A 22,819-nucleotide genomic window follows, 5' to 3' on the forward strand; every position below is an offset into this window, starting at 1 on the left:
TGCAATCTTCTTTTAATGGAAATGGTAATATTATGAAATCAGGAACAAGGAAGTTGTTCGCTGTCATACAAATTGCGTTACAGCTGCTTCCTCCCTCATCAGTACTTTATTTGTCTCCGGTATTTAACGCCAGCGCGCAGGAAAAAATATCTTCTCCTGAAAAAGTATCGGCAAAAAATTCAGATCAAGGTGCAGACAGCATCGCGCAGACGGCCGTTCAGGCTGGCTCCCTGCTCAGCAGCGACAACGCCTCTGACGCCCTCGTCAGCACGGTGGTCAACGCCGCCACCGGCAAGGCGGCCTCCAGCGTGCAGGAGTGGCTGAGCCAGTTCGGTACCGCCCGGGTGAATATCAGCACCGATGAACATTTCACGCTTAATGATTCCGATCTGGATTTACTGCTTCCGTTATATAACGGAAAAGAAAACCTGCTTTTCACCCAGTTAGGTGGCCGCCGTCACGATGACCGTAATATTGTCAATGGCGGGTTTGGCTATCGCCATTTTAATGATGACTGGATGTGGGGAACCAATATTTTCTACGATCGGCAGGTTTCCGGTAATGAGCATCAGCGTCTCGGTTTTGGCACCGAGTTGGGATGGGATTACTTGAAGTTGTCCGCGAACGGTTATTTACGTCTGAGCGACTGGATGTCCTCTTCCCGCTATGAAGATTACGATGAGCGCGTGGCGAACGGATTTGATATTCGCGCCACCGGTTATTTACCGGCGTACCCGCAGTTAGGGGCGAATATTATTTACGAACAGTATTTTGGCGACAGCGTCGGACTGTTTGGCGATGACGAAGACGACAGACAAAAAGATCCCTATGCCGTCACGGTCGGCGTGAACTACACGCCGGTACCGCTGGTGACGATGGGTCTGAACCAGAAGATGGGCAAGAGCGGTGAGAATGACACCCAGGTGAACCTGGCGCTGACCTGGACGCCGGGTGTGCCGCTGAGTGCTCAGCTCGATCCGTCGCAGGTGGCGCAGCGCCGCACTCTGCAGGGGGGCCGGATGGATCTGGTCGATCGCAACAATAACATCGTACTGGAGTACCGCAAGCAGGAGCTGATTTCCCTCTCGCTGCCACCGGAACTGGAAGGGGCGGAGCAGTCAAAACAGGCCGTGACGGCGAAGGTGAAAGCGAAGCACGGTCTCGACCGCATTGAATGGCGGGGCGACAGCTTCTTCAGCCACGGCGGGAAAATCACGGCGGGCAGCAGCCCGGAACAGGTTGTCATGACGCTGCCGGTCTGGCAGGGCAGCGGCAGCAACAGCTACACCCTGAGCGCCACCGCGTGGGATAAAAAGGGCAATGCCTCGTCGCCGGAGCGGATAAACGTTACGGTGAACGGGATCGACGTCAACACCCTGCAGTCCACGACCACGGTTTCGTCGGCTAAGGTACCAGCAGACGGAAAAAGCACTGCTGTGGTGAGCGTGACGCTCAAAACCAGCGCGGGTGAAGCCGCAACGGGCCTGGCTTCACGTCTGACGGCCACGCTGACTTCATCGGTCACCGCTGCTGCGAAAGCCGCGGGGGCGATAACCGACAAGGCGCCGACGATGGGGGCCTTTACGGAGTCAGGCAGTGGCATTTACACGGCCACGCTGATCAGCGGTACTACGCCGGACACCCTGACCATTCAGCCGTTGATTGATGGCACCATAACACTGGCCACCGCGACGCTGATTGAAGAGGCGACGGCCGTTTTACCGCAGTTAACCACGCTTGATACCTCCGCAAACAGCGCGCTGGCGAGCGGCAGCGCGCCTATCACTCTGACGGCACACGTGACGGATCAGTACGGCAAGGTGCTGAAAGATGCCGTGGTGAACTGGTCTGCCGACAGTGCTCAGGCGGTACTTTCGGCTTCTCAGACCAGTACCGATGAGACCGGCGCCGCGCAAATCCAGGTGTCCAGTAAGGATGTCATTACCACGGTGGTGACGGCGCAATTGCAGGGCGGCAATGCTCTGAGCTCGCCATCACTGACGTTCACTGCTGATATGTCCACGGCAAAAGTGGTGGCGATTGACAGTGAGAAAGACAGGGTGGTGGCGAACAATACCGACACTAGCGTGGTAACGGCGCAGGTCACGGACGGCTACAGCCATCCGGTCTCCGGCGTGACGGTGAACTGGACGGTGAAAATGGACGATACGGCGGTTGCCACGAAAACATCGACCACCGACAGCAGCGGTAATGCGGTGTTGTCCCTGAAGTCGTCAAAAACCGGCACCATTACGGTGAATGCAGAAGTCAACGGCACCACCCAGGAAACGAACCCGATCACCTTTGTGGCGGATACCAGCACGGTAGTGATCAGCCAGATTACACCCGACAAGCAACAAGGGGTGGCAAACGGCACGGACAGCATCACCTATCAAGCCACGGTGACAGATGCGAAGGGGAACGCGATCGCGGGCGCGACGGTGAACTGGTCGGCGGATAACCGCGATGTGAAGCTGAGTGCCGCGCAGACCACCAGTGCCGCAGACGGCACGTCGCAGATTACGATTACCTCCGTTAAGGCCGGCGATGTGGTGGTAACGGCGCAGACCAGCGAGGCGACGCCAAAGGCGGCGAATAAGGTGACTTTCGTGGCGGACGCTGCGACAGCGAAGGTCACTGGCATCCAGGCAGATAAAACGCAGGCGGTGGCTGACGGTGCCGATGTGATCACCTGGACGGCCACGGTGACGGATGCGAACGATAACGTGGTGACGGGGACCACCCTCAACTGGAGCACCACCCAGGACGGTGTGACGCTTGCGCCAGCCAGTAGCGATACTGACGTTAATGGCACGGCGACCACTGCGGGAACCTCAGTGAAAGCGGGCACGGCGGTCAAGGTGACGGCAACGCCAGCGACGAACACCAGCGGTAAGAAAACCGACGGTGCGGTGACATTTATCGGAGATGTCAAAACAGCAACGGTGGTCTCCCTGACGCCGTCTTCCACCCATGTGCCAATAAACGGGAGTGGGGTTACCTATACCGCAGTGGTAACTGATGCTAACGGTAACCCGTTACAGGGGGAGACGGTCACCTGGACAACCACTATGAATACATTGTCTGCAACGGAAACCACGACTAACAGTTCCGGTAAAACAAGCGTAACGCTGAAAGGTGGGACCCGTGGGGGGGTGACGGTAACGGCTACGGCAGGCGGAATCACGCTGGAAGACCGCAGTGTGGATTTCTTTGATACTGTCTCTTATGACTGGACTATCACGGGTGCATCAGGACAATATAAAGGTGACGTTATTACGGATTATTCATCGGTCGGATTTATCGCCACAGGTGATACGGAGGGACCAACATCTTTATATAAAAGCGGACGTTCGGGTCAGCTAGCAACGACCCTGACCGTGCCGATGAGGGATGAGAACGGTGTTGTTCATAGCGTTGTATTTAAAGGCGTCAGACAGACAGAGGGATGTGCTACTATGCCGTTTAACGACGCCACTGTCTGCGAAAGTTTACGTAATAAACCGCAACTGAATTATTACGCAAGCGACAATCCGTCGTTACCTAAGGGGATCTATGAGGGCGTGATTACGTTTGATGGCCAGGACTACAATACCCAGGCTCGGCTATTAAGTTATCACCTCAATACTCTCTTAACCGTAGAGTAATTCCTTCCCCCCGCAGCCACCCTGCTGCGGGGTTTTTCTCTTATCACTTAACTTCTTTCTTCCGCTGCGTTATCTTTAAGCTTCTTTACATAAGGTAAGGCAACACTGATTAAGCCTTTCTATAATGAAGAAAAGCCCCATTGTGATGGGCATGTCGTGAGAAAACAGGGGGCAAGGGATGTTGCTAAAGAATCAATGTGGTCGTCAGCTGTCAGCACTCGGTTTGTGCCTGACAGTGATGTTTGCTCCACTGTTAACCGCTCAGGCCGATGAGCCTGAAATCGTGCCGACTGACAGTTCCGCCACGACCGGCGCGCAGCCGACGTCGCTGTCGCAACCGCTGGACCAATCTCCGGCGACGGCGATTATGGCCGGCATCAGGCCGCTACCGGAAGGTATCGACGCAGAGTCTCTTAGTCAGCAGCTGCGCTCCGGGCTTCCTGCCGGATACACACCCGCCTATATTAACCAGCTCACGCTGCTGTATGCTGCGCGCGATATGAAACCCATGTGGGAAAACCGAGATGCCGTGCGCGCCTTCCAGCAACAGCTGGCGGAAGTGGCGATAGCAGGTTTCCAGCCTCAGTTTACGCAGTGGGTGGAACTGCTAACTGACCCGGCCGTCACCGGTCAGGCACGGGATGTGGTGCTGTCTGACGCCATGATGGGCTACCTGCAGTTTGTGGCAGGTATTCCGGTCAACGGCAACCGCTGGTTGTACAGTGATAAGCCTTACAAGCTGGCGACGCCAGCCCTGTCAGTGATTAATCAGTGGCAACTGGCCCTGGACAACGGTCAGTTGCCGCAGTTTATTGCCAGCCTCGCGCCGGCGCATCCGCAATATGCCACGATGCATCAGTCGCTGCTTACGCTGGTGGCGGATTCCCGTCCGTGGCCGCAGATGCGCGGTACCGCGACGCTGCGTCCGGGACAGTGGAGCAGCGATGTTCCCGCCCTGCGTGAAATTCTGAAACGTTCCGGTCTTCTGGACAGCGGACCGAAGATAGCCCTTCCAGGCGATGAGGCGCAAGACGCGGTGGTTAGCCCGTCAGCCTCGGTAAAAGAGAATAGGTTGAGTGATAAGCCTGCGGCTTACGATCGGGAACTGGTTGCGGCGGTTAAACAGTTCCAGGCGGCTCAGGGGCTGGGCGCGGACGGCGTAATCGGTAAATCAACACGTGACTGGCTGAACGTTTCACCTGCGCAACGCGCCGGGGTGCTGGCGCTGAACATCCAGCGGTTGCGCTTGCTGCCGGGCACGCTCTCCACCGGGATAATGGTTAACATTCCGGCGTATTCGCTGGTCTATTACCAGAACGGCAGCGAAGTATTGGCGTCGCGCGTCATTGTCGGGCGGCCGGATCGCAAAACACCGCTGATGAGCAGTGCACTGAATAACGTGGTCGTCAACCCGCCGTGGAATGTGCCGCCGACGCTGGCGCGTAAAGACATTCTGCCGAAGGTGTGGAACGATCCGGGTTATCTGGAACGTCATGGCTATACGGTGATGCGCGGCTGGAACAGCAAAGAAGCAATCGATCCTTATATGGTCGACTGGTCGACGATCACGCCGTCGAATCTGCCGTTCCGTTTCCAGCAGGCTCCCGGGGCGCATAACTCGCTGGGACGTTACAAATTCAATATGCCGAGTTCAGAAGCGATCTATCTGCACGATACCCCGAATCACAACCTGTTCCAGAAAGAGACCCGTGCGCTAAGTTCTGGCTGTGTACGCGTGAACAAAGCCTCGGAGCTGGCCAATATGCTGTTGCAGGATGCGGGCTGGAATGACACCCGTATTTCGGATGCTCTGAAACAGGGGGATACGCGTTACGTTAATATTCGACACAATATTCCGGTCAATCTTTACTACCTGACGGCGTTTGTTGGCGAAGACGGGCGTACCCAGTACCGTACAGATATTTACAATTATGATCTCACCGCGCGATCCGGTGCACAAATTTTGCCAAAAGCGGAACAATTAATCAGGTAAATGAAGCAGTTCGGGAAAAATGATTGTCGTAAGTTATGGTGAACACGGGGCTATATCGCTGTAAGCCGCGTGTTCACTGGGGTTGGGCGCCTTGACGTACCCGGTTTTGCCAGTTATGGTGCCCTTCGTGCGCTAAGCATATTACGATTTCTTTGACCTGTAGACCTGATTATCATGGACAAATTTGACGCTAATCGCCGCAAACTGCTGGCGTTAGGTGGTGTTGCGCTTGGCGCAGCGGCCATCTTGCCGACGCCAGCATTTGCCACCCTCTCGACACCTCGTCCGCGAGTTTTAACGCTCAACAATCTTCACACCGGTGAGTCGCTAAAAGCGGAGTTCTTCGATGGCAGAGGCTATATTCAGGATGAATTAGCAAGACTTAACCATTTTTTCCGTGATTTCCGCGCGAATAAAGTAAAAGCCATCGATCCAGGACTGTTTGACCAGCTTTTCCGCCTTCAGGGCCTGCTGGGTACCAGCAAGCCGGTGCAGCTTATTTCGGGTTATCGTTCCATTGATACCAATAATGAGCTGCGCGCCCATAGTCGCGGGGTAGCGAAAAAAAGCTACCACACGAAGGGACAGGCAATGGATTTCCATATTGAGGGCGTTTCGTTAGCCAATATTCGCAAAGCTGCGTTATCTATGCGCGCAGGTGGTGTAGGATATTACCCCAGCAGCAACTTTGTGCATATTGATACCGGTCCGGTCCGGCACTGGTAATAACGAAACACAGGAGCAGTATGAACTATCGTATTATTCCGGTTACCGCGTTCTCCCAGAATTGTTCACTTATCTGGTGCGAACAAACTAATCTGGCCGCGCTTGTCGATCCCGGCGGCGACGCTGAGAAAATCAAGCAGGAAGTCGCCGACAGCGGTGTGACGCTGATGCAAATTTTGCTGACGCATGGTCACCTTGATCATGTTGGCGCAGCGGCGGAACTGGCACAACATTATGGCGTGCCCGTGATTGGTCCGGAAAAAGAAGATGAGTTCTGGCTGCAGGGGTTACCTGCCCAAAGCCGCATGTTTGGCCTTGATGAGTGTCAGCCTCTGACGCCCGATCGCTGGCTAAACGAAGGAGAGCGCGTTAACGTAGGGAATGTGACTTTACAGGTGTTGCATTGTCCTGGGCATACGCCAGGCCATATTGTCTTCTTTGATGACCAGTCCCGTCTGCTGATTTCCGGCGACGTGATTTTCAAAGGTGGCGTAGGACGCAGCGATTTTCCGCGCGGCGATCACGGGCAGTTGATTCAGTCGATTAAACAGAAGTTGTTACCGCTGGGTGATGACGTGACGTTTATCCCTGGACACGGCCCGATGTCGACGCTGGGCTATGAACGGCTCCACAACCCGTTCCTTCAGGATGAAATGCCTGTCTGGTAACCTGAAATAAAAAAAGCCTGCATAACGCAGGCTTTTTTATGGGCGCATATTACAGTACGGCGACAATCGCTTCGCACAATGGCGCCATGTTGTCAGGCGTCATGCCCGCAACGTTCACGCGGCCAGACGCCACGGCGTACACGCCAAACTCTTCACGCAGACGCAGAACCTGCTCTTTGGTCAGGCCGCTGAAAGAGAACATACCGTTCTGTTTGGTGATAAAGCTGAAGTCGCGGTCAGCACCTTTCTCCGCCAGAGTGTTCACAAACAGCAGACGCATGCGCTGGATACGCTGACGCATATCGTTCAGCTCTTGTTCCCAGATGGCGCGCAGCGCATCGTTGCTCAGAATAGTGGCAACAACAGAGGCACCGTGTGCTGGTGGGTTAGAGTAGTTCGCACGGATAACCGACTTCATCTGGCTGAAGGCACGTTCAGCGGTCTCTTCGTTTGCCGCAACCAGCGTACAGGCACCTACACGCTCATTATACAGACCGAAGTTCTTGGAGTAGGAGCTTGCAACAATCAGCTCCTGATGGACGGCTGCGAACGCGCGCAGACCTTCGGCGTCTTCTTCCAGACCACGGGCGAAGCCCTGGTAGGCAAAGTCAAACAGCGGCAGCCAGCCTTTCTCAACAGAAAGTTTAGCCAGCTGTTCCCACTGCTCAAGCGTTGGATCGATACCGGTTGGGTTGTGGCAGCAGCCGTGGAACAGCACCACGTCGCCTGCCTGCGCGTCGCTCAGGCTTGCCAGCAGGCCGTCAAAGTCAAGAGAGTGGTTTGCCGCATCATAGTAAGCATATTCGCGCACTTCGAGACCCGCAGAGTTGAAGACGCTCTTGTGGTTTGGCCAGCTTGGGTTGCTCACCCAGACGCGCTTAACAGAGGTGTTTTTCGCAAGGAAATCCGCCGCCACGCGCAGAGCACCGGTACCGCCAGGGGTCTGTGCTGTACGGGCACGTTTGTCACTTACAATTGCGCTGCCTTTACCGAACAGCAGCTCCTGGGTGCAGCGACCAAATTCAGGGATACCATCAATACCGAGGTAGTTTTTGGTGGTTTCATTTTCCAGCAGATACTGCTCAGCTTTCTTGACGCTGGTCAGTACCGGAGTTTTGCCGGTTTCATCTTTATATACACCAATACCCAGGTTGATTTTGCCAGGGCGGTCGTCGGCACGAAACAGATCGGCCAGGCCCAGAATCGGGTCGGCAGGAGCGGCGGTAATGTTCTCAAACATGACGAAGTTCCATTGTGATTACAGAAGTGAAATCCGCTATCAGGTTAACGGTAGATTTACAAAATGCCAACCGTTTGCGACGAAAAGCGTGCGGCTTTTCAAAAGTCGCTATTATTTTCTGTCGGGCATAAAAAAACAGGGCCGAAGCCCTGTTCATTAAGCATATAACATAATGGTGTTCTGATTAGAACTGGTAGGTCACAGCCATTGCAACCTGGTCGTCTTTACCGTTCACGATGCCGACGTTACGAGAGTAGTCGGTGTCGTCGATCAGGTTCAGCTGGTAGTCAACATAGATGTTGAAGTTTTTGTTGAAGTAGTAAGTCGCACCCAGTTCAACGAATTTCTGCAGGTCAGCATCGCCGCCAGAGAAGGTGCCACGCTGCGCCAGGTTTTTACCTTTAGACTGAACGTAGGACACGGACGGACGCAGACCGAAGTCGAACTGGTACTGAGCGATCACTTCGAAGTTCTGAGTTTTGTTCGCGAATGAACCGTCAGCTTCACGGGTCATGTTGCGGGTTTCAGCGTAGGTGGTCGCCAGGTAGATGTTGTTCGCGTCGTATTTCGCGCCAACTGCCCATGCTTCAGCTTTTTCGCCTTTACCGTCAGCGCTCTGCGCATTAGTACGGTCAGAGTTGCTGTAAGCACCGATCAGGCCGAAACCTTCGCCGAATTCATAGCCCAGAGAGGTACCGAAGCCGTCACCGTTAGCCGTTCTCACGTCGGTACGCTCGTTTTTACCCTGATACTGTAGGCCCAGGCTCAGACCGTCAACCAGACCGAAGAAGTCAGAGTTGCGGTAGGTCAGCAGACCAGAGTTACGGCCAGTCATGAAGTTATCAGAGTAGTTAGCCCAGGTCATACCAGAGAAGGATGGGGCCATATCGGTATAGGATTCTACATCGTATACGATACCGTAGTTACGGCCGTAATCGATGGAGCCTGCATCACCGGCTTTCAGACCAGCGAACGCCAGACGGGTACGCTGAGTCTGGTTGCTTTCTGCCTGGCTTGCCAGCGCACGGTATTCCCACTGACCGTAACCGGTCAGCTGGTCATTAATTTGAGTTTCGCCTTTGAAACCGATCTGAGCATAGGTTGCGTCGCTGCTGTCAGTGTTGTCACCTGAAGTCACGAAGTCGTGCTCACCTACAACTTTCCCGTACAGATCCAGTTTGTTGCCGTTTTTGTTATAGATTTCTGCAGCGTTAGCTGCACCGGCTACCAGCAGGGCAGGGATTACCACTGCCAGAATATTGCGCTTCATCATTATTGGTTTTTTTATGACACTCGCCACTGCCGTCAATAAATTCTGTCAATAAATATTTCCGGAACTATTGATGAGAGTTTGGTGTCTTTATGTATCTGACAGGCATCTTTCCATTCACCGAAGCGTTTCGCTAGCCTCAAAGTGCTACAAATCTCAAGATTAAGTAACAACAAGAAAATATGTGTAACTAAATATGTATTTTTCGGAACTTTGTGAACCATCTCAAACTTCAGAACTCGCTGGCGAATTAAACAACAGGGTGTTTCCTATATATATGAATTCCTTATGATTAATTTGGATAAAGGCATTTCATATAAACAGACCTTAAACGACTCGCTTTTTCTTATGGCGCAATAAAGACGTCTGGATGGCTTAAAAAGTGGTTGAAATTTGTGCTATTGCTTGAGGGTGTATTAATCGCAATAAGAATGGGGTTTATTTTTTGTGGCTGGATATTTCACGGAAACAAAACGTAACAGGTAGTGGTTGTGACGGGGAGAAGGTTTAAAGATGCTGACTTTACGCTGACGAAAACTGACAATGCAGAATAAAATAATGGCCAGCATGAGCTGGCCATTTTCTGTTTTACCGATTAGAAGCTGGCATTACGCGGAGTACGTGGGAACGGAATCACGTCACGAACGTTCTGAACACCTGTCACGTAAGCGATCAGACGCTCGAAGCCCAGACCAAAACCGGCATGCGGTACGGTGCCGTAACGGCGCAGATCGCGGTACCAGCTGTAGTCTGCAGGGTTGAGCCCCATCTCTTCCATGCGCGCGTCCAGCACGTCCAGACGCTCTTCACGCTGCGAGCCACCGATAATTTCACCGATGCCCGGCGCCAGTACGTCCATCGCTGCTACCGTTTTACCGTCTTCGTTAAGGCGCATATAGAAGGCCTTAATGTCTTTCGGGTAGTTTTTAACAACAACCGGTGCTTTGAAGTGTTTCTCAGCCAGATAGCGTTCGTGCTCAGACGCCAGGTCAACGCCCCAGTAAACCGGGTTCTCGAACTTCTCACCGCACTTCTCGAGGATCGCCACGGCGTCGGTATAGTCTACCTGTGCAAAATCAGCGGAGACGAAACGCTCCAGACGGGCCACCGCATCGCTGTCTACGCGCTCAGCGAAGAATTTCATGTCGTCCGGACGCTCTTCCAGCACCGCTTTGAAGACATACTTCAGCATCGCTTCTGCCAGACCCGCGACATCGTCCAGGTTAGCGAACGCCACTTCCGGCTCCAGCATCCAGAATTCCGCCAGGTGACGGCTGGTGTTGGAGTTTTCGGCGCGGAAGGTTGGGCCGAAGGTATAGATTTTGGACAGCGCACAGGCGTAAGTTTCGCCGTTGAGCTGGCCAGAGACCGTCAGGAAGGCTTCTTTACCAAAGAAGTCTTTGTCGTAGTCCACTTTGCCTTCTGGCGTGCGCGGCAGGTTTTCGAGATCCAGCGTAGAGACGCGGAACATTTCACCTGCACCTTCTGTATCAGACGCAGTGATCAGCGGAGTCGAAACCCAGAAGTAACCCTGCTCATCGAAGAAACGATGCAGCGCCTGCGCCAGCGTGTGACGCACACGGGCAACCGCACCAATCAGGTTGGTACGCGGGCGCAGGTGCGCAACTTCACGCAGGTACTCAATACTGTGACGTTTTGCCGCCATCGGGTAGGTGTCCGGATCTTCAACCCAGCCGGTGACTTCAACGGACGTGGCCTGAATTTCAAAACTCTGGCCCTGACCCGGTGATGCCACCACAACGCCGGTCACAATTACGGAACAACCCGTTGTCAGGCGCAGAACGTCATCATTGTAATTGGGCAGAGAATTATTAATGACGGCCTGTACAGGATCAAAGCAGGAACCGTCATAGACGGCAAGGAAGGAGATGCCAGCTTTAGAATCTCGGCGGGTACGCACCCATCCGCGCACGGTGACTTCGGCGTCAACGGCGACACGGCCCTGGAGTACGTCGGCTACAGGCACAACGCTCATAATATTCTCTCTGTTAATAGTCGGAAAAAATAAACACTTGTCCACCCTTATGGGGGATATCTATGTTACCTGCCATCCGCTATCAGACAAGTAAATTTCGCAGTCAAAAGAGAAGATTTAAGAAATAAATAAGAAGAGGGGAGCCAGTTAAGGCTCCCGTGAGCGCTTAACTGGCTTTTTTAACCTGGGGGAGATCGAACGCTTCGCGTAACGCGCGAACAAACGCTTTGTCATGACAGATGGTTTTGCCCGGGCTGTCGGAGAGCTTCGCCACCGGCTTGCCGTTACATTCCACCAGTTTTATGACGATATTCAGCGGTTTCACCTGGGGAATGTCGCAGGTCAAACGGGTACCAATCCCAAAGCTCAGGTTCACTCTGGTGTTGAAATGACGGTAGAGCTCAACGGCTTTCGCAAGATCGAGGTTATCGGAGAAGACCAGCACTTTGCTCATCGGGTCAATACCCAGCTTTTCGTAATGGGCAATCGCCTTCTCGCCCCATTCAACCGGGTCTCCGGAATCGTGGCGTAACCCTTGGTAACGCTCGGCGAACTCGGGACCGAAGTCGCGCAGGAAGGCATCCATCGTAATACAGTCGGTGAGGGCGATCCCGAGTTGATTCGGGTACTCCTCAAGCCAAGCGGCCAGTGCCGCACGCTGGCTGTTAGCCAGGTCGGGGCTTATCTGCTGATGCGCCTGGAACCACTCGTGCGCCTGGGTTCCCATTGGCGTCAGGTCGAGACGACGGGCCAGGTCGTAGTTGCTGGTGCCCACGAACCACGGCTCCTGCTGCAGACGTTTCACGATCGCCTCCTGAACGTCGCGGGAGAAACGGCGACGGGTGCCAAAGTCCATCAGACGGAAGCGGGACATATCCAGCCCTTCAGTCATCGTGGCGAAGCCGGCCAGTTTGTTTTCCAGCGAGGCAACCGCCTGCGCGACGCCTGTTTCCGGCGAACGGTAGCGGTGGGCCAGCTCGCTGATTACCGCCAGAAGCGGCACTTCCCACATGATCACTTCCCGCCACGGGCCTTCAAGGCGAATATCCAGCTTGCCATTATCGTTAACCACGGTCACCTGCTCCGGCTTATAGCGGAAATCGCGCAGCCAGTTCAGATAGTCGGTTTTGAAGAAAGGCAGGCCAGAAAGCCACTGATATTCGTCGTCCTGCAGCGTCAGATGCTGCATAGCATCGACCTGTTCACGAATGGAGTCTGCGTAGATACCGAGCAAGTCGTCGCCACGGCAGCGGAATTCCGCCGCGACATGAACGTCATAGTAATGGTGGAAAACGGCTTGCTGCATATGCAGTTTATACGCGTCGGTATCCAGCAACGTATGCAGAACAGGAGAAGCGAATTGAGTCATAGGTGCGCAGTAGCATCCTCTCACAGGAGCGTTTAGTACAATAAACAACTCCGGAGTATACCTTGTTTAGTGATTTATTGAACCCCGATCACAACATAAGCGCGTTTAAGGGTCGAGGGCATTTTGTGCCCCGTGTTATATAAATGTAGCAGTAATGATGCTAACCACTTGAATTTAGGAATTTCTACTGTGCTGCTACCTTGCTTTGGGGCAGTGATGGGGCAAAGCGTGAAAGAGCCTGGTTAAGTAGAGAAACCTGTTCGGCGCTCTTCTCAGACATCCACTTCCCGTACACCTTGTAAACCATCTGAGCATCGGTATGGCCCATTTGAGTGGCTATAAAATTTGGGTTAGCACCAGCAGACAGTGACCAACACGCGTAGGTGTGTCGTGACTGGTAGGCATTGCGATAACGAATACCTGCACGTTTGATTATCGGTGCCCAAATTTTATTAATGGAATTAACCGCGTAGTGATATCCTGTACGAGGCCCACGTTTGACGCATTGAGGACTGAATACGAAAGTGCATGGGTGAATGACCGACTGGCCATACTCCCTCAATTTCACTTCAACCTCATACTGCCGGCCAAGGCGTGTCAATTGGGCCTGATTTTTCAGAGCATCAATAGCTGGCTGAATGAGATAAATCACCCTGTCAGTTCCTGCTTCGGTTTTCGGCAGGGTGAACTCATCCGTTTGGGTAAGATTGCGTTTTACAGTGATAGTCCCGGCATGCAGATCGATATCTTCCCAGGCCAGACCGCACAACTCCCCATGCCTCATTCCGGTATAGACTGCCAGCGACCAGAGATTTTGCATCTGCTGGTGGCCGCAAGCCTGGATGAACCTGATGAATTCCTCTGTAGTGAGTGGGTCCGGTTCACCCTTCGCTTTCTTGAGGCGGTTAATTCCACTAAACGGATTTTCCTTTGCGTAACCGTTATCCGCTCCAAACTGGAAGATCTCGGCCATCAGCATCATGTAATTATTCACCGTAGAGGACTTCCTGCCCTTTACCTGAGTCCGGTGATCCTTCTTCATCACATGAAAACCCGTCAGCAACTCCTTCCTTACATACAGCAAATCCTCAGTGGTTACCGCAGAAACCATTTTGTTTTCGCCGATGCGCGGAAGCATGTTTTTTATGATGGATTCATACCGACTCATGGTATTAGAGCTGATCTCCATTCTCTTCAGCTCTGACCATTTATCGGTAAGCTCCAGCACAGTAATTTCCTTACTATCCTGACCGAACCGGGCAAGGTTCGGTGAGTCTGGGAATTTTTCAGCATAGTTAAAATTCCCCATTCTTATCGCAAAACAAACTGAAGAACGAAGCTCGCCAGCTATCTTACGATTTTTGGCAGTGTCAGGTGCACCGAGGTTTTCCCTTACACGTTTGCCTTTATAAAGAAACCAGATGCGGAGCGAACCGCCGTGGTTTTCGACGCCTGTTGGGTATGATGTTAAAGCCATTAATCCCTCCTGACGTCCAGGAGCATCGACGAGTGTACTGCTTTTCATGCTGTCTTCGCACCTGGTTGATTTTTTTTCTGAGCCTCGATCCACTGATCTACGGCTTTCCTGTTATACATACACTCGCTGGAAGGCTTGGGATTACCATCTGGCGAAATGTGCAGGTACTCTCGGCCAAGCAGCCATGATTCTTTTCTGGCCCGGGTGATGGTACCGGGCTTGAGCCCGGTAACCGCAATCAGAACTTTTTCGCTAACCCAGTCATTCGGCACCAGAAGAACGATATCAGCACTGGTTTGCATGAATCTCCTCCACTTTTTCTTTTGCTATACGCACACACCGCTCAAAAGAAGATGGCGTTACAATTTCGCGCAGGGCCTTAACCAGAAAATCGCTGTGCTGCTGGTGCAGCTGCAGGTTATGTTCTTTTTCCTGCTGGCGCAGAACAGCCAGGCGGGACATAACGATGCGCTTCTTTTGCTGTACTGTCCGTCTGGCATTTTCAGCCCGTTTGCGCCAATCAAGATCGGCATCCTGCTTCAGGAGCTGGCCATCTATAGAGATAATGCTTTCTTCAGCCAGCGCCAGCTGCTCCAGGCATTCGGTAATTGTCTTCAGCGACTCAGTATTGATTTTTGTGCGTTCCATCATTTCAGAACCTCTGAGATTTGCTCAAAGGCATCTTCCCGCAGTGGCATCAAAGCCAGGAAGGGATTGCCGAAGTATTCATTAATTACCGGGTCGAGCATTATCTGACATGGTGCAGATTTCCCGAGTGGCTTGAATTTGAGTGCAGCCGATCCAAACATGCGATATGGAAGATCGAGAAGGGTTGAGGAGAACATTGGTAACTCGTCGCATCGCTCAGGCCCGGGAGTCATCAATTTTTCCAAATCCGGGTAACTGCATTCGATCTTCGCTAATGTCGATGAGCCCACAGCCTTCTCGAATTCATCAAAGTGAATCGCCATCCAACCATCTTTCAGAAGGTCGATAATCGTCACCTCTGCGTTATCCGGGATATCGCCTTTCAGCAGAAAAACACCGTCAATGTCGGTACTGTCGCCGTGCTCCATTGATACCATCGCAACCCCGTTACATGCCTGAATGTGGGAAGGGGTGATGCGTACCCCTCGCAGGTAGGTGCGTTCTTCCTTTTCGCTGGCTACGCAGCATAGGGCGGCGCGGAGAATGTCGGTATAGATGAGCATTATTTTACCTCCGGAGTGTAAATGGCTTTGTCGTGGCTGTATTCGCCGTTCCATGTAGCTTTCATTGGTAGCTCGCCTTTGAGGTAGAGCTGATAAAGTCGGTGCGTACCCTTCAGCAACAGCACAACTTTCTTTTTGGTAAAAGGTTCCTTTCCGACATCTTTAATCTGAATATCCTGCTCGGTCAGATACTTGTCGCGAGCATAAGATTTAACTCTCCAGCGAGGTTCCTTCTCCGGGTCTGGTTGTTCGTTATAAAGCCAGCCCCGCAGGAAAGCCCACCAGGTGATTTTGCTGGTGTTAACGCCGTTAAGTGCTTTGCAGAACGCTGGAAGTGTCATGCCTTTGGTAAAGTGCTTTTCCAGGTTCTCAACCGTGACGCTTAGCGTTTTATTTTCGATGGCAGCAGCTTCGGCGCGCTCTTCTGCTTCGATCACCATCAGCGCCAACTCTTTTCGGCTAATAGGTATCTGGGCTGCCGGTGCGTTGATCGCGTCACGCTGAGTGAAATAGAAGTCCACCAGGTCCTCGTGATAGCCCCACGCCTGATCGGTTTCCAGCATCTTCGCGTGGTTGGCCGCGCCGCGCTCTGTCCAAAGACGTAGACGGGGAGTGCGTTTATCAACTGCCCCTCTAAATGAGGGGGAGTTCTTCAGGGTCAGTAGTTCTTCGCCTTCAACATCGAAATAATGTTTTCCCTCAACAAAGCGAGTTTGGTTGCGCGAGAAGTTATTGCTGATCATCTTCTCCGTGGCACCATACCCCGCCGCCATTTGCTCAGTGGTCACCACCCGCTGGCCGCGATACTCGATGATTTGCAGGTCACGTGCGGCCACCGGTGCCAATTCAGTTTTCATAGCCATTTCCGATTTCCCCTAAAACGGTTTCTGTTTCATCAATTGGTCACGATGGGCTACCCATGCGTCGTATTTTTTGGTCCACTTTTGCATTTCGCGCTTTCGAGCCAGGATGAGGCGTAAACGACGTACGCAGCGGTTATGTGCAAAAAGATATTGCTGTGTGTGCTGACCCATGCGGTTGACGAGAACACCATTGCTGAAAACTGGCTCGTCTGGTTCGTTGGTGTTCAAACCGGCCCGGCGAAATGTTTTGGTTACCATGTAGTGAGCAAGGTTGCTAAGTGCCGCGCTTCTGCTGAGGAAACGGCGCGAATACCCGTGCCTTGATACGACATAAACCGGCTGCTGCTCTTTGGCAAAGGCACTATCGATTGAGCTGGTGGTGCTGCGTTTATTTTTCATTTCCGATCCTTAACTTTGCTGTATCGTTCGTGACTCATGACTTCCCAGTTCTTGCCGCCGTCTCTGGAAAGCAGCCGCCAGCGATGATTTACCTTCAGGCTGAGATTTCCTGAGCCGTGCATACGGCATGGATGAATACGGCTAGCCCTAAACTGGCTCAACACGTGAGCAGCTTTAAGGTGAACCCACTCAGGAATTCGGATCGCTGTCAGTGCCATCTGCTGCCTCCATTTCATGACCCTCCGTTTTCGGAGCCTCCATTTTTTGTTTTTTGGCAAACTTGACTAACTCAGAAATGAGATCGTCAATTAACACCTTTCCGCTTTCTGTCAGATATTCGCCGTAACCATTGACATCTACCGCATCCTTATAAATAGCGATAATTGCCTTTTCACCATTTACTGACCCATATTCACCACGGGCTAATTTTTCAAATCTAGAAAGCAAACCATCCAGCACTATTTCGGTAAGTTCGAGTGTTGTGATCCCACCTTTTGGAAAGCTAATAACAATGCAAGTGCTGCCTGTTTTACGTTGGTGACGAATTAATGCCGCTTTTAAAATACGACGACGATAAGTGCCAATGATTGGATTATTCATGCTTAGTATCCATATGCTTTTTTAAGATAAAGCCGAGCAATTAACTCGTAACCACATTCTGCATAAAGACAGGCAGCTCTATATGCGGATTTGTCTTTGATGAATGTCATACGAAGTGCCTCACAGCCAAAGAAGCGACAACTCTTACGTGAATACAAATGTCTTTTTGCTCGTCTGCTTCAAGCGTGAAACTTTGGTAATGGTGATTGTCAGAAATAATCTTTAAGGCACCACCCATCATTGGCTCTATTCGCTTAATGAAAAGGCAGCTATGGCCGAAAACATCACCCGTAAAAACATAGATGCCGGGTGTGAGAACGAGTCCCCCACAATCAACGAAAGCCACCACCTCACAAGGTTCGATAGTTGGCTGCATAGAGTCACCTTCCATCCTGCAGCTCTGAACCCGGTTGCCAAAGTCACTAATGTTGTCGGAGCCGAACAACATTTGAGGTGTTTTAACTGGTTTGTTAATTGCGACGGCGTTAGGCATATACATTTCCTCGGGGTGAGTTTGTTCACACCATCAAAGGTGTTAATTAATTCATTTGCTATTTAAAGTTTATAGGTATCGAAGTCGCAAATGCTTTTATTCACTTTCTCTAATGTCTGAACGACTAAAGTAATAAGAGCATGTTCCCTTTCTTCTTCGATGCTCGTCATGTTTTCCAAAAGAATCCATAATGAACATGAGCAGCATCGCACATCATGCGACCAGTCAAGAATTGTTCTGCTGGTTTCTTCCTTATTCAAGGTGATTGTTTCGTCATTCATCATTTATTCTCCGGCCAATCGTGCCCAAGTTCATTGTTCAAAACTGATAGATTTTTTTTAAGTTGATTGATACAGATTTTAATGAGTGCTGCTGGCTTGTATGCAACCGCAGGATCTGATTCAGCATATTCAAGCGCGTTAATGACGCGATCAATATCCATAGCTAATTGATGAATAGTACCGTTTTCCGATTTAAGTGTTTCTGTATTCATTTTTGGCTCCGTTATTTGCCGTTGAATGAATACTACAAAACGTACATGGATGTGTCTATACGCAACGTACATTATTTTTATGATTTTGTACAAAGTGTATGAATATTAAGAGGAAATAAATTACATGATGTAATTTTGGTAACTATTGGATAAAAAAAAGGCCGCATAATTTGCGGCCTTCAAGGGTAGAAAGGGTTAATCAAAAGTATCTTCTGGCCATTGGGCTTTCACTACTTTGCCGATGATCCTGCAGTTTTCATTACATGGTATGCTTTGGTATCGAGGGTTTGGATTTAGCGGTTCAAGCCATGGTTGACCATCTTCTCGAACGAAACGCTTAAAAGTAACTTCAGAATCATTGTGTATGCCGGCCACACAAAAATCCCCAGGTTCAACGTCCTCAGATGGATCAACTAAAATCAACATACCTTCTGGGAAACTAGGTCTTGTTCCTGGCGGAGCTGTCATGGAGTGCCCGCTTACCTCAAGCCAAAACGAGTCAGGTCCAGCTTTTCTGGTAGTAGGAATCCACTGGAGCGCATCACGCTCAGTAAACGTTCCAACATCAGTAAACTGACCAGCTTGCACTGTTGTAAATAGGGGATATTCATACTGCTGCTTAACAGGGGGTAAGGTTAGATCCTCAGAGACAGTGAAAGTCCCATCTGGATTTATGGAAGCCCCAGATATTCCAAGGATCTGGAATATAGAGCCAACGTCTGCTAGCGAGGGACTTCTCCGCCCGTTAAGCCAATGGCCCATTGCACCCTGAGTCACACCCATCTTCTCAGAGAGTTCTGCTTGGGTCATTCCAAGCGCAGCCAGTCTGGTTTTAGCCAGTTCGTTCCAGTGTTTTTTCATGGTCTAAATGATACACCTTGTGTAGTTTTCCTCAATGCACAATATGTACAATTTGTTTGATTGTGTAAACTACATAATGTACATTTGATTCTTCTGTGAGGAGGAACCATGAACAACCTAAGAAAATTAAGGCAGTCACTTCAACTTACCCAGCGTGGCTTGGCTGATGAAATTGGACAAACGATTAGTTCAATTGGGCATTACGAATCTGGAAGGCGAACTCCTGATATTAAAACATGCCATCAGTTGGTAGAGGTATTAAGCAAAAATGGGAAGAAATTGTCTATCGAGGATATTTTTCCCCCAGCATCAGGAGTGTGACATGTCACGGCATTATTGCGTCAGCAAACCTTTACTGGTGGCTGAATTCAGTAACGAAAATGAGTTGGCGGGTGTCGCATGAGCATGGAATTGATGGTTAAGGCAATGAAGGTCAAGGTAGGAAACCCGCTTCGAAAGTTGGTTCTGCTGAAGTTGGCAGATAATGCAAATGATCAGGGGGAGTGTTGGCCTTCTTATCAGCACATAGCTGACCAGTGTGAGATTGGCCGCTCAACCGTAAAAAGCCATGTCCGAGCATTAGAAGAGATGGGGATGCTGCGTCGTGAATTTAGACGTAAAGGAGAGTTGAACCAGTCGAACCTGTTCTATTTATGCCTTGAGAATACCCCAAAAAACCTTGGATCAAAGAGTGGGGCAGGAGCTGACCTAGGTCTAGAACTGCCTGAGGTGGGGCAGGAGCTGACCGAGGGTGGGGCAGGAGCTGACCGAGGGGGTGGGGCAGGAGCTGACCCCAGAACCAGTCACTCTATTGAACCAGTCAATGAAACAGTCATAGAACCTAAATCTATTAGCTCATTGGTTTCTGGTTCTGAAAAAAAAGACTCATCCAAAGAGAACTATTCCACTGAGTTCGAGCAGGCATGGCAGGCGTACCCAAAACGCGCAGGTGGAAATCCTAAGGCTGCAGCCTGGAAAGCCTGGAAAGCACGAATTAAAGACGGGACTAACAGTGAAGTAATGCTGGCTGGTGTGAAACGTTATGCCGGATATGTCCGTGCAACGGGTAGCGAAGGTACTCAGTTCGTCAAACAGGCTGCCACGTTCTTCGGTCCTGATCGTCACTTTGAGGAGTCATGGCAGGCTCCGTCTGGCCCGACAAAAGGACGCCCAGGAATGCTCCCTGTATCTGGGTTCAGCGAACAGGACTACGGTCAGTCAGATTGCAACTGGTAAGCAGGAGAAATCACTATGCTGAGTATTAAACAACGCGAAGAAAGGGAAGCTCTGGTGGCGAAGCGAGAAGGGCTTCGTGAAGAACTGGCTTTCGCTGTAGAGCATAAAAAACCGTGGCAATGGGGAAGCTGGGAGTCTGGTGAATGCCACACAGCTTCCTGCGAGCAACATGGCGGCTATGAGTGTATTTCCCTCATTGGAAGAGCGTTCCGGGGTGTTGAAAATGTTAAGCATTCCCAGTGCCCGGAGTGTGTGAAAGTAGAACTGGCGGGAATTGAATCCAGTCTGCGTGCATTACGAGTGGCCGACCTGATTGACAATGCGGGGATCGCACGACGTTTCGAAGCATGTGAATTCGATAACTACCAGCCTATCAATCAGGATGCCGCCAAAAATCTCTCTTCCTGTCAGCGTTACACCAGCAGCTGGCCTGATCGCCTGACGGCCGGAACCGGACTCGTCATGACAGGGAACTGCGGAACAGGTAAAAACCATCTCGCCGTATCTATGGCAAAGAACATCATCCGTGAACACTTGGCTAAAGTAGAAATCACCGACGTTATGCGTCTTACCAGAGCAGTGAAAAGCACGTGGCGCCACAATTCAGAAGTTACAGAAGAGGACGTTATTGAGCGGTTTGCTTCTCTGGATCTGCTGATTATCGATGAGGTTGGTGTTCAGTTCGGCAGCCCGACTGAAATGACTATTCTGCAAGAAATCATCAATGCACGGTACGAAAGCATTCTGCCGACAATCCTGATCAGCAATCTTACTTTCGACCAACTGAAAGAGACGATTGGTGAACGTATCGTGGACAGGGTTACCGATGGTGGCCGTAACCGCCTGGCATTTGGCTGGGGAAGTTTCCGTGCTATTGCGGCAGGAGCTTCATCATGACGCCAGTATGGAAAAATGAAGATTTGGAAGGTGCAGTTATTGGCGCGATATTTCTGCGCAACGCTGATCCTGAGGTATTAGATATTCTCTCACGGTTGCCAGCTACCGCTTTCTCCGTCCCTCAGTACCGTGAAATTTACTCAGGGATCTGCCGTCAGGCGCGTGGTACCGGAATGATTGATCCGGTACTACTGTGCGAAAGCATGCCCCAACACAGCGCGGTTATTCTTCAGTCAAGCCGCATTGTATGGGCTAAGTCAGCTCTCGTTTCCTACGTTACAACGCTTGAGCGTAACGCAGCTGTTCGCGATGCCGAAGCTGTGATTGAAAAGGCACTGTCTGATCTCAAGAGTGCTCACAATGGTGATGCTGCGTTGGCGGCGTTCAAAGCTGCACAGAACAGCATCAACGCAATTTCAATTGAAGAAAAGACGGTTCAGCCAATCCATATCGACGACATCCTTCCTGCTGTGGTTGACCGGGTAGATGCACGCAACCGAGGGCTTGAGGAAGCCAGAAGCCTCATGACCGGTATTGAAGAGCTTGATGCCAAAACTGGGGGCATTGAACCAACTGACCTGGTGTTTATCGCAGCTCGGCCATCCATGGGTAAAACTGAGCTGGCGCTGGATATCATCGACAAAGTTTCAGAGCAGGGACGTGGCGTCCTGTTCTTCACCATGGAAATGCCCAACATACAGATCGGTGAGCGTATGGTATCTGCTGCCGGTGGAATGTCAGTTTCTCGCCTGAAAGCGGCCGCTAATTTCGATGATGAAGACTGGGCCAGGCTGACAAATGGTGTCGAGCGGCTGACAGGCCGCAGTATCTGGATGGTTGATTCAACCGATCTGACAGTGGAACAGATCCAACAGATATCTACCCGCCTGCAAATGGCGCATCCAGAAATAGCCTTGGTGGTTGTGGACTACCTGGCGCTAATAAAAATTGAAAGCACTGCGCGCTATGACCTTGCTGTGGGGGAGGTATCAAAAGGGCTCAAGCGGCTGGCAAAATCCAATAAAACGCCAGTGCTTGCTCTTAGTCAGCTTTCTCGTGGCGTTGAATCGCGTCCTAATAAACGCCCGATGAATTCTGATCTCAAAAACTCAGGAGAGATTGAGGCAGATGCTGATCTGATAATGATGCTTTATAGGGATGAAGTTTATAACCCGGAATCACCCGCGCGGGGAATTGCTGAGATCAATGTGACGAAACAGCGCAACGGAGAGCTTGGTACAATTTACCGCCGTTTCTTTAACGGCCACTTCCTACCGATTAACCAGGAGGAGGCAAAGCAGCGTTCAGCGCCGCAGCAAAAAACACAGGCCAGACGTTATTCAAAAGAAAGGCATTCCAGCAATGCAGACTATTAAAAAC

The 22,819-nt window shown here is 51.3% G+C and carries 23 protein-coding genes; 8 read left to right on the forward strand and 15 right to left on the reverse strand.

What is annotated here, in order from left to right; all coding sequences use genetic code 11:
* The first annotated feature begins 110 nt into the window (after positions 1-110).
* The 4 genes from C5687_RS05790 (at position 111) to C5687_RS05810 (ending at position 7,034) form a co-directional block, all read left to right on the forward strand.
* Positions 111-3,647: an inverse autotransporter beta domain-containing protein gene (locus C5687_RS05790; protein WP_238380448.1), complete on the forward strand. Its 3,537-nt coding sequence runs from the start codon at positions 111-113 to the stop codon at positions 3,645-3,647.
* A gap of 178 nt (positions 3,648-3,825) precedes the next feature.
* Positions 3,826-5,640 carry a L,D-transpeptidase gene (ldtD, locus tag C5687_RS05795; RefSeq protein ID WP_104556569.1) on the forward strand — a complete coding sequence of 605 codons (1,815 nt, stop codon included), beginning with the start codon at positions 3,826-3,828 and terminating at the stop codon, positions 5,638-5,640.
* Positions 5,641-5,814: 174 nt separating this feature from the next.
* Positions 5,815-6,366 (forward strand): peptidoglycan L,D-endopeptidase MepK, encoded by a 552-nt coding sequence (mepK, locus tag C5687_RS05805; protein ID WP_025755997.1) that lies wholly within the window; start codon positions 5,815-5,817, stop codon positions 6,364-6,366.
* Between the two features lie 20 nt (positions 6,367-6,386).
* On the forward strand, positions 6,387-7,034 hold the full coding sequence (locus C5687_RS05810) for an MBL fold metallo-hydrolase (protein WP_095451636.1): 648 nt from the start codon (positions 6,387-6,389) through the stop codon (positions 7,032-7,034).
* Positions 7,035-7,083: 49 nt separating this feature from the next.
* On the opposite strand, the gene C5687_RS05815 is transcribed toward C5687_RS05810, so the two are convergent.
* From C5687_RS05815 to C5687_RS05895, 15 genes are all read right to left on the reverse strand, one after another.
* Positions 7,084-8,274, reverse strand: a complete 1,191-nt coding sequence (locus C5687_RS05815) for an amino acid aminotransferase (protein WP_095440932.1) — start codon at positions 8,272-8,274, stop codon at positions 7,084-7,086.
* A gap of 184 nt (positions 8,275-8,458) precedes the next feature.
* Positions 8,459-9,547, reverse strand: coding sequence for a porin (locus tag C5687_RS05820; protein WP_047958165.1), 1,089 nt, complete (start codon positions 9,545-9,547; stop codon positions 8,459-8,461).
* 592 nt (positions 9,548-10,139) lie between these two features.
* Positions 10,140-11,540, reverse strand: a complete 1,401-nt coding sequence (gene asnS, locus C5687_RS05830; RefSeq protein WP_095440933.1) for an asparagine--tRNA ligase — start codon at positions 11,538-11,540, stop codon at positions 10,140-10,142.
* A 166-nt stretch (positions 11,541-11,706) separates the two neighbouring features.
* The gene (gene pncB / locus C5687_RS05835) at positions 11,707-12,909 is read right to left on the reverse strand and encodes a nicotinate phosphoribosyltransferase (RefSeq protein ID WP_104556570.1); all 1,203 of its coding nucleotides are present in this window, start codon (positions 12,907-12,909) and stop codon (positions 11,707-11,709) included.
* A gap of 184 nt (positions 12,910-13,093) precedes the next feature.
* Positions 13,094-14,386, reverse strand: coding sequence for a tyrosine-type recombinase/integrase (locus C5687_RS05840; RefSeq protein ID WP_104556571.1), 1,293 nt, complete (start codon positions 14,384-14,386; stop codon positions 13,094-13,096).
* Between the two features lie 44 nt (positions 14,387-14,430).
* Positions 14,431-14,688, reverse strand: coding sequence for an excisionase family protein (locus C5687_RS05845; protein WP_100776975.1), 258 nt, complete (start codon positions 14,686-14,688; stop codon positions 14,431-14,433).
* A complete protein-coding gene (locus C5687_RS05850; protein ID WP_104556572.1) occupies positions 14,672-15,037 on the reverse strand; it encodes a hypothetical protein in 366 nt (121 codons plus the stop codon). Before C5687_RS05850 ends, C5687_RS05845 begins: the two co-directional genes overlap by 17 nt.
* Entirely contained in the window at positions 15,034-15,597 is a 564-nt protein-coding gene (locus tag C5687_RS05855) for a hypothetical protein (RefSeq protein WP_104556573.1), read from the reverse strand. Before C5687_RS05855 ends, C5687_RS05850 begins: the two co-directional genes overlap by 4 nt.
* Positions 15,597-16,460: an ORF6N domain-containing protein gene (locus C5687_RS05860; protein WP_104556574.1), complete on the reverse strand. Its 864-nt coding sequence runs from the start codon at positions 16,458-16,460 to the stop codon at positions 15,597-15,599. Before C5687_RS05860 ends, C5687_RS05855 begins: the two co-directional genes overlap by 1 nt.
* A gap of 12 nt (positions 16,461-16,472) precedes the next feature.
* Positions 16,473-16,859 (reverse strand): hypothetical protein, encoded by a 387-nt coding sequence (locus C5687_RS05865; protein WP_104556575.1) that lies wholly within the window; start codon positions 16,857-16,859, stop codon positions 16,473-16,475.
* Positions 16,856-17,095: a ParE family toxin-like protein gene (locus tag C5687_RS25340; protein WP_420796101.1), complete on the reverse strand. Its 240-nt coding sequence runs from the start codon at positions 17,093-17,095 to the stop codon at positions 16,856-16,858. The genes C5687_RS05865 and C5687_RS25340 overlap by 4 nt, the downstream gene beginning before the upstream one ends.
* The gene (locus C5687_RS05875) at positions 17,049-17,459 is read right to left on the reverse strand and encodes a hypothetical protein (protein WP_104556576.1); all 411 of its coding nucleotides are present in this window, start codon (positions 17,457-17,459) and stop codon (positions 17,049-17,051) included. Before C5687_RS05875 ends, C5687_RS25340 begins: the two co-directional genes overlap by 47 nt.
* Before the next feature lie 106 nt (positions 17,460-17,565).
* The gene (locus C5687_RS05880) at positions 17,566-17,952 is read right to left on the reverse strand and encodes a S24 family peptidase (protein ID WP_104556577.1); all 387 of its coding nucleotides are present in this window, start codon (positions 17,950-17,952) and stop codon (positions 17,566-17,568) included.
* Between the two features lie 280 nt (positions 17,953-18,232).
* A complete protein-coding gene (locus C5687_RS05890; protein WP_104556579.1) occupies positions 18,233-18,445 on the reverse strand; it encodes a hypothetical protein in 213 nt (70 codons plus the stop codon).
* Between the two features lie 195 nt (positions 18,446-18,640).
* Positions 18,641-19,306 carry a LexA family protein gene (locus C5687_RS05895; RefSeq protein WP_104556580.1) on the reverse strand — a complete coding sequence of 222 codons (666 nt, stop codon included), beginning with the start codon at positions 19,304-19,306 and terminating at the stop codon, positions 18,641-18,643.
* Positions 19,307-19,414: 108 nt separating this feature from the next.
* On the opposite strand from C5687_RS05895, the gene C5687_RS05900 reads away from it, so the two are divergent.
* The 4 genes from C5687_RS05900 (at position 19,415) to C5687_RS05915 (ending at position 22,815) form a co-directional block, all read left to right on the forward strand.
* The gene (locus tag C5687_RS05900; RefSeq protein ID WP_104556581.1) at positions 19,415-19,627 is read left to right on the forward strand and encodes a helix-turn-helix transcriptional regulator; all 213 of its coding nucleotides are present in this window, start codon (positions 19,415-19,417) and stop codon (positions 19,625-19,627) included.
* A 78-nt stretch (positions 19,628-19,705) separates the two neighbouring features.
* A complete protein-coding gene (locus C5687_RS05905) occupies positions 19,706-20,542 on the forward strand; it encodes a helix-turn-helix domain-containing protein (RefSeq protein ID WP_104556582.1) in 837 nt (278 codons plus the stop codon).
* 15 nt (positions 20,543-20,557) lie between these two features.
* Positions 20,558-21,439 carry an ATP-binding protein gene (locus C5687_RS05910; protein WP_104556583.1) on the forward strand — a complete coding sequence of 294 codons (882 nt, stop codon included), beginning with the start codon at positions 20,558-20,560 and terminating at the stop codon, positions 21,437-21,439.
* Positions 21,436-22,815, forward strand: a complete 1,380-nt coding sequence (locus tag C5687_RS05915) for a replicative DNA helicase (RefSeq protein ID WP_104556584.1) — start codon at positions 21,436-21,438, stop codon at positions 22,813-22,815. Before C5687_RS05910 ends, C5687_RS05915 begins: the two co-directional genes overlap by 4 nt.
* Positions 22,816-22,819 lie beyond the last annotated feature (4 nt).

The sequence above is a fragment of the Enterobacter sichuanensis genome, assembly GCF_002939185.1.
Taxonomy (GTDB): Bacteria; Pseudomonadota; Gammaproteobacteria; order Enterobacterales; family Enterobacteriaceae; genus Enterobacter; species Enterobacter sichuanensis.